We start from the raw sequence: 13,267 nt of genomic DNA, 5'->3' as shown, positions 1-13,267 counted from the left end.
TGTTACGCGATGCGTCGCTCCGGCGCGGCGGTGTCGGCGGCTCCCGCTAGCGTCGATCGCATGGCAGATCGTGAGTACGGCTTCAAGACGCGTGCGATCCACGCGGGCAACATCCCCGACGCGGTGACGGGCGCCCGCGCTCTGCCGATCTACCAGACCAGCGCCTTCGTCTTCGACGACACCTCCGACGCCGCGGCCCGCTTCGCGCTGCAGAAGTACGGCAACGTCTACTCGCGCCTGTCGAACCCCACGGTCGCCTCCTTCGAGGAGCGCGTCGCGAGCCTCGAGGGCGGCCTCGGCGCCGTCGCCACGGCCTCCGGGCTCTCGGCGCAGTTCATCACCTTCGCGGCGCTCGTCGGCGCGGGCGACCACGTGGTGTCCTCCGCCAACCTCTACGGCGGATCGATCACCCAGCTCGACGTCACGCTCCGCCGCTTCGGAGTGGACACCACCTTCGTCCGCTCGAGCGACCCGGCCGACTACGCGGCGGCGATCACCGAGAAGACCAAGGTTCTCTACGCCGAGACGATCGCGAACCCCTCCGGCGAGATCGCCGACATCGAGGGCCTCGCCGCGGTCGCGCACGCCGCCGGCATCCCGCTGATCATCGACTCCACGGTCGCCACCCCCTACCTCGTCCGCCCGATCGAGTGGGGCGCCGACATCGTCATCCACTCGGCCACCAAGTTCCTCGGCGGACACGGCACCACGCTCGGCGGCGTCGTCGTCGAGTCGGGGCGCTTCCACTACTCCCCCGAGAAGTTCCCGCTGCTGCACGACCCGGTCGCCTCCTACGGAGACCTGTCGTGGGACGGCAACTTCGGGGAGTACGGCTTCCTCACGCGCCTGCGCGCGGAGCAGCTGCGCGACATCGGGCCGGTCCTCGCTCCGCACTCCGCGTTCCTGCTCGCCCAGGGCGTCGAGACGCTGCCGTACCGGATCCAGGCGCACGTCGACAACGCGCGCCGCGTCGCCGAGTGGCTCGACGCCGACCCCCGCATCGAGGCCGTCTACTGGGCCGGGCTCCCCGCGCACCCGCACCACGACCGTGCGCAGAAGTACCTGCCGAAGGGGCCGGGCTCGGTCTTCAGCTTCGTGGTCAAGGGCGGCCGCGCCGTCGGCCAGACCTTCATCGAATCGGTCGACCTCGCCAGCCACCTCGCCAACATCGGCGACGCCAAGACGCTGGTGATCCACCCCGCCTCGACCACCCACGCCCAGCTCACCGAGGACCAGCTCCTCCACGCGGGCGTCCTCCCCGGACTCGTCCGCCTCTCCGTCGGCATCGAGGACGCGGACGACATCATCTACGATCTCGACCAGGCGCTCGCCCGCGCGGTCGAGGAGCACGGCACTCCCGACACTCCGACCGAGCTCCCCGAGGACACGACCACCACCCTGCACACCCCGGCCGTGGAGGTCTGAGCATGAGCACCACCGACACCGCCGACACGGTCGTCCAGCTGTCCAACGGGCTGAGCTGCTCGGTCCCGGCGAACTCGCCGCTGGCGAAGATGCTGCGCTCGCAGCGCACCTGGGTGGGCCCCGACGCCCGCAGGCGACTCGACATCCTCCGCCGCGCGAGGACCGTGGCGATCGTCGGCGCCTCGCCGAACCCGGCCCGCTCCTCCTACTTCGTCGCCACCTACCTGCAGCAGTCGAGCGACTACGAGCTCTACTTCGTGAACCCGAACGCCACCGAGATCCTGGGGCAGCCGGTCTACCGCAGCCTCGCCGAGCTCCCGGTCGTGCCCGACATCGTCGACGTGTTCCGCAAGGCGAGCGACATCCCCGCCGTGATCGACGACGTCCTCGCCGTCGGCGCGCCCACGGTCTGGGTGCAGCTGGGGATCTGGAACCAGGAGGCGGCCGAGTACGGCGAGTCGAAGGGCCTGACCGTCGTGATGGACCGCTGCATCAAGGTCGAGCACGCCCGCTTCCACGGCGGCCTGCACCTGCTCGGCTTCGACACCGGCCAGATCTCGGCGCGCAAGACGCTGCGCTGACCCGTTCCTCTCCGCGAGACGCCACCTGTGCACGCCTCACGCGATGTGACGCGTACTGAAGCGGCGTCTCGCGGCAGGTGTCGGCTCCTCCGACGATGACGACCGACGGGGGGCGTGCGGGATCACCGACGGGTCGGCCGCGTCGAGCGGCTCCCGATCGATCGGATCGCAGGTCTCCGGGGCTTGACCGGTGCCGCAGGAACGGATGACCGCGGCGGCTCCTGCCCGGCCTGCGGCCGACGATGCGCCGCCCGGCCCTCCCCGAGCGAGCACTCGGCCTCCTTCTCCGGCGGAGTGTGCCGCCGCGCGCCGCGGGACGCCTCCCCCGCGCGACGGATCCCCCTCCGTGTTCCGTGGACAGTCACTGGAGACCGCATCCGTCCTCCCCCGGAGGCCGAGGGGTCGGAGTAGGCCTGAGGGGCAAGGGAGAACCGCTCTCCAGATCGTGACGACGAATCCGGCCGGACCCGGCCACGAAGAGGTGTACGAGACGATGAGAAATCCCACCACCACATCCCCACGAGGTCGGCTGCTGGTCGCTGGTGCCGCCTGCGGCGCTCTGGCTTTCGGATCGCTCGCAAGCGCTCCGGCCGCCCTCGCCGCTCCCGCCCCGGCCGTCTCGGTCGCGGCCGTCTCGGCCTCGGCCGCCGCCTGGCCCGTCGTGGCCCAGGGCGAGAACAGCGCCAATGTCCGCACCGTCCAGCATCTGCTGAACGCCGCCGGCCGCTCGGTCGACGCGGACGGAGTCTTCGGTGCCGGCACCGCAGCCGCGGTCTCCGCGTTCCAGAGCGACCGGGGCCTCTCGGCCGACGCCATCGTCGGCGAGCAGACCTGGACGGCGCTGATCACGACCGTCTCCTCCGGCGACTCCGGCGAGGCGGTGACCGCTCTCCAGGTGCAGCTGAACAAGACCGGCGCCGGGCTCACCGTCGACGGCGAGTTCGGAGCCGCGACCCGCGCCGCCGTGGAGGGCTTCCAGTCCGCGGCCGGCCTGACCGTCGACGGCGTCGTCGGCCCGCAGACCTGGCAGTCGCTGACCGGCTCCGGCTCCGGCTCGACGCCCGACCCGGGGCAGCCGGGCGAGACGTTCGCCACCCTGAACGACGAGCAGCTCTCCAACGTCCGCACGATCATCGCCGAGGGGAGGACCGCCGGTGTCCCCGAGTACGGCTGGGTGATCGCGATCGCAACGGCGATGCAGGAGTCGCGCCTGCGCAACCTCTCCGGCGGAGACCGCGACTCCGTCGGACTCTTCCAGCAGCGCCCGTCCTACGGCTGGGGCACCGCGGCCGAGCTGGTCGACCCCGTCTACGCGTCGCGCGCCTTCTACGGAGCCGCGAACAGTCCCACCAGCAACGCCGGCCTCCTCGACGTCGCCGGCTGGGAGTCGCTGCCGGTGACGGAGGCCGCGCAGGCCGTCCAGCAGTCCGGCGTGCCGGACGCCTACGAGCAGTGGGAGACCCTGGCCCGCGAGGCCGTCGAGAGCGAGGGATGAGGATCATGACCACCATCGACACGACCACCGTCGACACCGACTCCACCGTCCGACCGCGGAGCGCCCGCTCCCGCGTCCTCGCGCTGATCACCGCGCTCCTGCTCGCCGTCGGCGTCACCGTCGGCGGGGCGACGAGCGCTCAGGCGGCCGACTGGCCCGTGCTCTCCTCGGGATCCAGCGGCGACGACGTGACCACCGCGCAGTACCTGCTCCGCGGCTCCGGCCAGTCGCTCGCCGTGGACGGTGCCTTCGGCTCCGGCACTGCGAGTGCCGTGAACGCCTTCCAGTCCGCGAAGGGCCTCGCCGCCGACGGCGTGATCGGCGAGGCGACCTGGGGAGCACTCGCGGTGACCGTCCGCAGCGGCTCCACCGGCGACGCGGTCAGTGCGGCGCAGACCCAGCTGAACGCGAACGGCGCCTCCCTCGCCGTCGACGGCGTCTTCGGTGCCGGGACCGAATCCGCAGTGACCGGCTTCCAGAGCGGAGCAGGCCTGACGGCCGACGGCATCGTCGGACCTGCCACCTGGAAGGCCCTCATCGCCGGGACCGGCGGCGGCGGAGGCACGACTCCTCCGCCCAGCGGCGACGCGGCGGCCACCGCCCAGGCCATCCTCGACAACCCGGGGATCGAGCTCTACGAGCTGGGCGCCGACTCGGGCGCGGACCCGGAGTCCACCTCGCTCGTCAACATCCGCGACACGGCGGCAGGGAAGCCCGCACGGACCAGCTCCGGCGGGGACGCGGGAGTCACCGAGGTGGCCCTGGACCCGGCCATGCTTAACGGCCTGCTCCGCCTTAACACCGAGTACGGCTTCGACCTCCGCGTCACCTCCCTCGCCGGTGAGGACCACACCTCGTCGTCGCGCCACTACACCGGCCACGCGGTCGACATCGACCGGATCGACGGCGTGACCGTCCTCAACGGAGCGGACCACCAGGCCGTGCAGGACGCCTGCACCGCCCTGGGCGCGACGCTCACGCTCGGCCCGGGCAAGCCCGGCCACGACAACCACGTGCACTGCGAGTGGTGACCGGAGCGGCACGGTGAGGAGGGCGGGCGTCCACGAGGGTGCCCGCCCTCCCCCCGTCCGCGGACGGGCGTACGCTCGACGGATGAGCGCCTACGTCTCCGTCCTCGACCTGTTCAGCGTGGGGATCGGCCCGTCCAGCTCGCACACCGTCGGACCGATGCGCGCCGCCCTCGCCCTCGCCGAGCGGATCCGCGACGCCGGGCTCCTCGGCCGCGTGAGCCGGGTGGGATGCACCCTCTACGGCTCGCTCGGCTCCACCGGGATCGGCCACGGCACCCCCGACGCGGTGGTCGCCGGTCTCGCCGGCCTGGACCCCGAGACGTGCGACCCGGCGCTGGTGCGCGGGGCATGGCAGCGCCTCGACGCGGAGGGGACGATCCTGCTGGCCGGCGAGCAGCGCCTCGCGATGACGCGCGACGACGTCGTCTTCGAGCCGCGCACGAGGCTGCCGGAGCACCCGAACGCCCTCACCTTCAGCGTCTGGGTCGGCGACGACGCGCTGCCGGTGTGGGAGGAGACCTACTACTCGATCGGCGGCGGCTTCATCCGGCGCGCGGGCGAGCGCGCCGAGCTGGCTGCGCTGGCCCCGCACCCCTACCCCTTCGTCTCCGGGCTCGACCTGCTGGCGACCTGCGATCGGACCCGCTCCGGCATCGCCGAGATCGCCGCCGCGAACGAGCGCGCTCTGCACCCCGGGGTCGACATCGACGCCCGGCTCGACGCGATCTGGGACGCCATGGCCGCCTGCGTCGAGCACGGCCTGGCGACCGATGGCGTGCTGCCGGGCGGCCTGGGCGTCCGCCGCCGCGCCTCGGTGCTCCGCGAGCGGCTCGAGGCCTTCGAGGAGGATCCGCTCGACCGCGCCCGCGCGACCTCGGTGGAGTGGCTCCACGCCTTCGCCCTCGCGGTGAACGAGGAGAACGCCGCAGGCGGGCGCGTCGTGACGGCTCCGACGAACGGAGCGGCGGGCATCATCCCCGCCGTCGGGCACTACTACCTCCGCTTCGTCCCGGGCGCCGACCGCGCGGGGCTGCGCCGCTTCCTCCTCACCGCCACCGCGATCGGCTCACTCTGCAAGACGAACGCCTCGATCTCCGGTGCGGAGGCGGGCTGCCAGGGCGAGGTCGGCTCGGCCTGCGCGATGGCCGCCGGAGCGCTCTGCGCGGTGCTCGGCGGCAGTCCGCGCCAGGTCGAGAACGCGGCCGAGATCGCGATGGAGCACCACCTCGGACTGACCTGCGACCCGGTCGGCGGGCTCGTGCAGATCCCCTGCATCGAGCGGAACGCGATCGCCTCCTCCACCGCCGTGAGCGCGGCCCGCCTCGCGCTGCACGGCGACGGCGACCACCGCGTCTCGCTCGACGCGGTCATCGAGACGATGCGCCAGACCGGCATCGACATGTCGTCGAAGTACAAGGAGACGAGCGAGGGCGGCCTCGCGGTCAACGTCATCGAGTGCTGAGCGCCCGGCGGCGTCCGTGACCGTGCGTGACGCACGGGGGCGCGCATGTCGGCGGTCGCGCCTACCGTGGGGCGGGTGAGCACCTCCTCCGCCCCGTACCTCGCCCGGCCGATCGTCTCGACCCAGTGGCTCGCCGACCAGCTCGGCCGCGAGCACCTCGTCGTCGTCGACGCCAGCGTGCTGCTCGTGCCCGGCTTCGACGGGCGGCCCGGCTACCTCAGCGGCGACGAGCAGTACCTCCTCGAGGGGCATGTCCCCGGCGCCGTGTTCGGCGACCTGCTCGAGCAGCTGTCGGATCCGGCGGCTCCCCTGCCCTTCACCCGGCTCGACCCGGAGCGCTTCGCCGCCGCGACGGCCGCGCTCGGCATCGACGACGACTCGGTGGTCGTCGTGTACGACTCCGCGGTCGGCCAGTGGGCCTCGCGCCTGTGGTGGCTGCTGCGCTCGGCCGGGCACGACGCCGTCGCGGTGCTCGACGGCGGGCTCCCGGCCTGGCGGCGGGAGGAGCGCCCGATCGAGACGGGGCACGTCGAGCCCGCCGTAAGCGGAGGGATCAGCGTGCGCGAGGAGCGGCCGCTCTGGATCGACAAGGCCGGCGTCGAGAGCGTCGTGCGCGGCGAGGCTCCCGGGGCGCTGGTCTGCGCGGTCCCGCCGAAGGAGTTCACCGGGGAGGAGGGGCGCCGACCCCGCCTCGGACACCTGCCGGGCTCGCGGAGCGTCCCCGCCGGGCGGCTCGTCGACCGCGCCGACAACACGCTCCTGCCGCCGGAGCGGCTGCGGTCGCTGTTCGGAGACGCTCTCCAGGCCGAGCGGATCGTCCTCTACTGCGGGGGCGGGATCGCCGCGACGGCCGATGCACTCGCACTGGCGGTGCTCGGAGTCCACACGGCGGTCGTCTACGACGGCTCGCTCAACGAGTGGGCCGCCGACCCCGCGGCGCCACTGGTGGTCACGGCCGCGTGAGCAGCTCCTCCGGGAGGCGGGTCGTCGGAAGGGCGCAGACGAAGGCCTCGCAGGAGTAGGCGGTCGGCAGCCCCTCCCGCGAGATCCGCCCCTCGAACAGCTCGAAGCCCGCGTCCGCCCAGTCCCGGGCGCCCTCGTCGGACACGCCGACCAGCACGCCGATCCCGGCGGACCGTGCGCCCTGCACCGCCTCCGCCGCTCCGGGGCCCACGACGACCAGCTGCCGCACCGGGCGAACCAGCCGCGAAGCGAGCCCGAGCACGGCGCCGAAGCCCATCGGCTGGCCGACCGCGCCCGGAGCGATCGAGGCGACGACCGCCTCGGCCGCCTCCCGGTAGCGCTGCGATCCGGTGAGCAGGTACAGCTCGTGCGCCGCGTCCGCCGTCGCCGACAGGCCGGAGGGGTAGGCGCCCTCGGAGGGATCGGCCGCGAGCAGGAGTCCCCGCGCGGTCAGCGCCGGGTCTCCTCCCCCGGGCAGCGCGAACGGCAGCGGGCCGTCGGCCGCGTCGAGCGCGCCGTCGATCAGGGTGCGCGCCGCGACCGCGTAGCGCGGGCGGCCCTCCGCCAGGGCGAGCTCGAGGAGCCCGCCGGCCAGCATCCCGAGGTCCTCCAGCGCCGGGCGGGCCGCGGAGACGGCACCGTCGAGGGAGGCGCGCACCGCGACGCGGCCGTCGACGAGGTGCCGCTGCAGCACCGCGTCCGCCGCGCGCCGGGCGGCGTCGAGCCACTCCTCCCGTCCGAGCACGCGTCCGGCGCGGGCGAGCGCGCGGATCGCCAGGCCGTTCCAGCCGGTGACGACCTTCTCGTCGAGAGCGGGAGGCGCGAGGCGGGACCGGTCCTCGGCGAGGTAGTAGCCGCCCTCCGAGCGCTGACCGTCGACGATGCTCTCCGAGTCCTGCGCCGACGCGAAGCCGCCGCCCGGCCGCTCGAGAGTGGTCAGGAGGAACGCGGCGACCCCCTCCGCGATTCCGGTCAGCTCCTCCACCCGGGCGCCGTCGTGCCCGAGCAGGACGGCCGCGACGTCCAGCAGCTGCGCGTTGTCGTACAGCATCCGCTCGTAGTGCGGATCGCTCCAGTCGGCCTGCGTCGCGTAGCGGAAGAAGCCCCCGTCGCGGTCGCGGAGCGGGGACGCGGCCAGCGCGAGCAGCGTGCGCTCGGCGAGCGCCGCTCCCGAGGGCCGCGAGGCCAGGAGCCCGAGCACGGGGGCCACCGGGAACTTCGGGGCGCCGCCGAAGCCGCCGTGCACCCGGTCCTCCTCGTCCGCGAGTGCGCGGACGGCGCCGTCGAGCTCGGCGTCGCCGGGCAGCGCGGAATCGGCGGGCAGCGCCGCGGTCGCCTCGCGCAGAGCCGCGGCCAGGCCGCCCGCCGTCGCCTGCACCTCGTCGCGCCGCAGCCGCCACGCCTCCGAGACCGCGTCGAGGACGTCGGAGAAGGCGGGCACGCCGCCGACGGCGCGCGGCGGGAAGTAGGTGCCGGCGAAGAAGGTCTCGCCGGCGGGGGTGGCGAAGGCCGTCAGCGGCCAGCCGAGCTGCCGGGTGAACGCGCTCGCGGCCGTCAGGTAGGCCGTGTCGACGTCCGGATGCTCCTCGCGGTCGACCTTCACCGCGACGAAGTCCGCGTTCAGCCGAGCGGCGAGCACCGGATCCGAGAACGACTCCCGCGCCATCACGTGGCACCAGTGGCAGGTGGAGTAGCCGATCGACACCATCACCGGGACGTCGCGGCGCACCGCCTCGGCGAACGCCTCCTCGCCCCAGGGGAACCAGTCGACCGGATTGTCCGCGTGCGAGCGGAGGTAGGGGCTGACACTGGAGCGCAGACGATCGGCCATGCGCCCCACGCTAGACGCGGGCGGAGCCTGCGGTCAGGGGGTTGCCGCGGGACGGAGGGTCAGAAGGTCCGCGGGGCGCCGACGTCCGCGGATCTCCCCCGCCGCCCGGCCGCTCAGCGCTCGAAGAACCAGCCCGACGGCCGCTCCGTGCCGCGCACGACCGTGCCGCCTCCGCCGCTCCCGCCGCGACGGCCCACCGCCAGGTAGGCGAGGCTGCCGATGAACGGCGCGATCACGATGAACGCCACCCAGGAGACCTTCGCGACCTTCGAGAGCCTCGGGTTGGACAGCACGCCCCGGATCGCGAAGAGCAGCAGCACGATGTTCAGCACGACCAGCAGGGACTGCGGATTCATCGGGGTGCTCCACGGGATCGTGCGCCGCGGTCGACCGGCGCCGGAGCGCCCGACCGGGCAGGGTGGCCCGCGATGATTCACGAGACAGGGCATTGTCGCACGCGGCGTAGGATGGAGGGCTCATGTCAGACGTGCTCAGCATCCGCTACCCGCCCGAACTCCCCGTGTCGGCGCGGCGCGAGGACATCGCCGCCGCGATCCGCGACCACCAGGTGGTCATCGTCGCCGGCGCGACCGGATCGGGCAAGACGACCCAGCTGCCGAAGATCTGCCTGGAGCTCGGCCGCGAGAGCATCGCGCACACGCAGCCCCGGCGCATCGCCGCGCGCACCATCGCCGAGCGCATCGCGGAGGAGCTCGACGACGAGGTCGGCGGGTTGGTCGGCTACCAGGTCCGGTTCACCGACAAGGCGTCCGCCTCGACGCGGATCAAGCTGATGACCGACGGCATCCTGCTCAACGAGATGAACCACGACCGGATGCTCAGCCGGTACGACACGATCATCATCGACGAGGCGCACGAGCGCAGCCTCAACATCGACTTCCTCCTGGGCTACCTGCACCGCCTGCTGCCGCAGCGCCCCGACCTGAAGGTGATCATCACCTCGGCGACGATCGACCCGCAGAGCTTCGCGGCCCACTTCGCCGACGCCGCCGGCGAGCCCGCGCCGATCATCGAGGTCTCCGGCCGCACCTACCCGGTCGAGATCCGCTACCGCCCGCTGGTCGCCGAGGAGCCGGAGGAGGACGACGACACCGACGTCCCCGACGCGACGAGCGGCAGCCGCGACCTGATGACCGGCATCGCCGACGCTCTGGCCGAGCTGGCGCGCGAGGATCCGGGCGACGTCCTGGTGTTCCTCTCGGGCGAGAACGAGATCCGCGACGCCGAGGACGCCATCCGGGGCCGGAACCTGCCGGGCACCGAGGTGCTCCCCCTCTACGGGCGCCTGTCGGCGGCCGATCAGCACCGCGTCTTCGAGAAGGGGCGCACCCCCGGCGTCCGCCGCCGCGTCGTGCTCGCGACCAACGTGGCGGAGACGAGCCTCACCGTCCCCGGGATCCGCTACGTGATCGACGGCGGCACGGCCCGCATCTCGCGCTACAGCGCGCGCTCGAAGGTGCAGCGGCTGCCGATCGAGGCGGTGTCGCAGGCCTCCGCGAACCAGCGCTCCGGCCGCTCGGGACGCACCAGCGCGGGCATCGCGATCCGCCTCTACTCCGAGGAGGACTACCTCCGCCGCCCCGAGTACACCGATCCCGAGATCCTGCGCACGGGCCTGGCCGCGGTCATCCTGCAGATGATCTCGCTCGGACTGGGCGACATCGCCTCGTTCCCGTTCCTCACTCCGCCCGACTCCCGCGGCATCAAGGACGGCCTCGACCTGCTCACGGAGCTCGGCGCCCTCCGCGTCCCCGGCTCACCCTCCGCCGCCTCCGCCGCGCCGCGAGACGCCGCTCCGGTGCGCGGCACGCCGCCGAGCGCGCACTCGAGCGGCGTCCCGCGCAAGGGGGCGGAGGCCGCGCCGCAGCTCACGCGCATCGGGCGCGACCTCGCGCGGCTCCCCATCGATCCGCGCTTCGGCCGGATGGTGATCGAGTCGCGCCGCCACGGCGTCAGCCGCGAGGTGATGGCGATCGTCGCGGGCCTCACGATCCAGGACGTCCGCGAGCGCCCTCTCGAGCGCCGCGCGCAGGCCGACCAGCAGCACGCGCGCTTCGTCGATCCCACCAGCGACTTCCTCACCCTGCTGAACCTCTGGAACTACGTCGAGGAGAAGCAGGAGGAGCTCTCCTCGAGCGCCTTCCGGCGCCTGTGCAAGGCCGAGTACCTCAACTACCTGCGCGTGCGCGAGTGGCAGGACGTGTTCCGCCAGCTGCGCCAGCTCGCGCGCCCCCTCAAGCTCGAGCTGGGCGAGCCGAAGGTCGACCCCGACGGGATCCACCGGAGCCTCCTGGCCGGCCTGCTCTCGCACCTGGGCATCAAGGACACCACCTCGCAGCAGGCGCAGCGCGCGGCGAAGAGCCGCGAGCGCCAGAACGTGCAGTACATCGGCGCCCGCAACGCGAAGTTCTCGATCTTCCCCGGCAGCGCCCTGGCCAAGAAGCTCCCCGACGCGGTGATGAGCGCTGAGCTGGTCGAGACCAGCCGCCTCTTCGCCCGCTCGAACGCCGCGATCGATCCGGCCTGGGCCGAGGCGATCGCGGGCGACCTCGTCAAGCGGCAGTTCAGCGAGCCGCACTGGGAGAAGGCGCAGGGCGCGGCCGTCGCCTACGAGAAGGTCACGCTCTACGGCGTGCCGATCATCGCCCGCCGCCGCGTGCAGTTCTCGCGGATCGACGCCTCGTACGCCCGCGAGCTGTTCATCCGGCACGCCCTCGTCGAGGGCGAGTGGGAGTCGCGCCACGCCTTCGACCGCAAGAACCGGGCCCTGCGGGCCGAGCTCGAGCGGCTGGAGGAGCGCACGCGCCGCCGCGACCTGCTCGTCGACGACGAGGCCGTGTTCGACTTCTACGACCGCCGACTCCCCCGCGACATCACCTCGGTGCGCTCGTTCGACTCCTGGTGGCGGACGACCCAGCACGACGAGCCCGACCTGCTGACGATGACGCAGGAGACGCTCCTCCCCGAGGACGCGGAGCAGATCGACGAGACCGCGTTCCCCACGCAGTGGCGCCAGGCCGACCAGCGCTTCCGCCTCTCGTACCGGTTCGAGCCGGGGACGGAGGAGGACGGAGTGACGGTGCACGTGCCGCTCGCGCTCCTGCCCCGCGTGACGCCCCTCGGCTTCGACTGGCTGGTGCCGGGACTCCGGGCCGAGCTGGTCACCGCGATGATCAAGGCGCTGCCCAAGCACCTGCGCCGGAACGTGGTGCCCGCGAACGACTGGGCGCGCAAGCTCACCGCGTCCCTGCCGCACGACGTGCCGAACCCGCCGACGGAGTCGTTCGCGGCGACCCTGGCCGGAGCGATCCGCCGCGAGGCCGGCGTGGTGGTGCAGCCCGAGGACTTCGACCTCGAGCGCATCCCCTCGCACCTGCGGGTCACCTTCGCCGTCGCCGACGAGCGGGGGCGCACGGTCGCCGCCGGCAAGGAGCTCGCCCCGCTGGCCGAGCGCCTGCGCGGTCGGGTCCGCGACGAGGTCGCCCGCGTGGTCGAGGCCCGGGTCCCCGACGCGCTCGAGCGCCGGGGCCTGAAGACCTGGGACATGCCGGAGCTGCCCCGCGTCACCGACACCCGGCAGGGCGGGAACACCATCCGCGCCTACCCCGCCCTGATCGACGACGGCGACTCGGTCTCGATCCGCCTGCTGGCCACGGCCGAGGACCAGGCGCGCGAGCACCCGAGAGGCGTCCGCCGCCTCCTCCTGCTCGCGACGCCGAGCCCCGTCGCCTACGTGCAGCAGCACCTCACCTCGAACGAGAAGCTCGTGCTCGCGCAGAGCCCGTACCAGAACACGACCGCGCTCTTCACCGACTGCCTGCTCGCCTGCGTCGACGCGGTCCTCTGGCGGATGAAGCCCGACGGGATGCTCTTCCTCCGCGCCGAGTTCGACGCCGTGCGCGACCGGGTCTCGGCGAGCGTCATGGACGCGATGTTCGAGACCGTGAAGACGGTCACGACGATCCTCACCACCGCCCGGGGCGTCGAGAAGGCGCTCAAGGCCTCGACGAGCATGGCGCTCCTGCCCGCCCTCACGGATGCGCGGGAGCAGCTCTCCGGCCTGGTCTACCCGGGCTTCGTCTCGGCGACCGGAGTGGAGCGGCTGCGGCACCTCCCGCGCTACCTCGGCGGAATCACCGAGCGCTTCGGAAAGATCGCCGAGAACGTCGGGCGCGACCGCGTCTGGCTGAACGAGGTGCAGGCGGCCCAGGAGCTCTACCGCTCGGCAGGCGGCGTCGTGCCGCTGCCCGCGCACGCCCCGGAGCGGATCGCGCGCGCCCGCTGGATGATCGAGGAGCTGCGGGTGAGCTTCTTCGCGCAGTCGCTCGGCACCGCCGAGAGCGTGTCGCTGCAGCGGATCCGCAAGGTGCTGGCCGGCTGACGCGCCCCTCCGCCGAGGGAACCGCGACCCGTCGAGGGACCCTCGGGCAGCGGTCTCCCTCGACGAACCGCAGTCCC

At 73.2% G+C, this 13,267-nt stretch carries 9 protein-coding genes; 7 read left to right on the top strand and 2 right to left on the bottom strand.

The window, feature by feature from the left end; all coding sequences use genetic code 11:
• Positions 1-60 precede the first annotated feature (60 nt).
• From C5C25_RS11065 to C5C25_RS11040, 6 genes are all read left to right on the top strand, one after another.
• The gene (locus tag C5C25_RS11065; RefSeq protein WP_104247355.1) at positions 61-1,425 is read left to right on the top strand and encodes an O-acetylhomoserine aminocarboxypropyltransferase/cysteine synthase family protein; all 1,365 of its coding nucleotides are present in this window, start codon (positions 61-63) and stop codon (positions 1,423-1,425) included.
• Between the two features lie 2 nt (positions 1,426-1,427).
• A complete protein-coding gene (locus tag C5C25_RS11060) occupies positions 1,428-2,006 on the top strand; it encodes a CoA-binding protein (protein ID WP_104233696.1) in 579 nt (192 codons plus the stop codon).
• A gap of 493 nt (positions 2,007-2,499) precedes the next feature.
• Positions 2,500-3,501: a peptidoglycan-binding protein gene (locus C5C25_RS11055; RefSeq protein WP_104250649.1), complete on the top strand. Its 1,002-nt coding sequence runs from the start codon at positions 2,500-2,502 to the stop codon at positions 3,499-3,501.
• Positions 3,502-3,506: 5 nt separating this feature from the next.
• Positions 3,507-4,532 (top strand): peptidoglycan-binding protein, encoded by a 1,026-nt coding sequence (locus C5C25_RS11050; protein WP_181133688.1) that lies wholly within the window; start codon positions 3,507-3,509, stop codon positions 4,530-4,532.
• An 82-nt stretch (positions 4,533-4,614) separates the two neighbouring features.
• Positions 4,615-5,994 carry an L-serine ammonia-lyase gene (locus C5C25_RS11045; protein WP_104247354.1) on the top strand — a complete coding sequence of 460 codons (1,380 nt, stop codon included), beginning with the start codon at positions 4,615-4,617 and terminating at the stop codon, positions 5,992-5,994.
• Positions 5,995-6,069: 75 nt separating this feature from the next.
• Positions 6,070-6,957, top strand: coding sequence for a sulfurtransferase (locus C5C25_RS11040; protein WP_146081508.1), 888 nt, complete (start codon positions 6,070-6,072; stop codon positions 6,955-6,957).
• Here the strand turns inward: C5C25_RS11040 and C5C25_RS11035 are convergent.
• The gene (locus C5C25_RS11035) at positions 6,944-8,788 is read right to left on the bottom strand and encodes a thioredoxin domain-containing protein (RefSeq protein ID WP_104250629.1); all 1,845 of its coding nucleotides are present in this window, start codon (positions 8,786-8,788) and stop codon (positions 6,944-6,946) included. The genes C5C25_RS11040 and C5C25_RS11035 overlap by 14 nt on opposite strands.
• A gap of 113 nt (positions 8,789-8,901) precedes the next feature.
• Positions 8,902-9,144, bottom strand: a complete 243-nt coding sequence (locus C5C25_RS11030) for a PLDc N-terminal domain-containing protein (RefSeq protein WP_160033960.1) — start codon at positions 9,142-9,144, stop codon at positions 8,902-8,904.
• A gap of 122 nt (positions 9,145-9,266) precedes the next feature.
• Between C5C25_RS11030 and hrpA the strand changes: the two genes are divergently transcribed.
• Positions 9,267-13,190, top strand: coding sequence for an ATP-dependent RNA helicase HrpA (gene hrpA, locus C5C25_RS11025; RefSeq protein ID WP_104250627.1), 3,924 nt, complete (start codon positions 9,267-9,269; stop codon positions 13,188-13,190).
• Positions 13,191-13,267 lie beyond the last annotated feature (77 nt).

The organism is Rathayibacter sp. AY2B9 (genome assembly GCF_002931595.1).
Classification (GTDB): Bacteria; Actinomycetota; Actinomycetes; order Actinomycetales; family Microbacteriaceae; genus Rathayibacter.
Note: the sequence above shows the minus strand (reverse complement) of the source record. Positions and strands in the feature narration are given on the sequence as shown.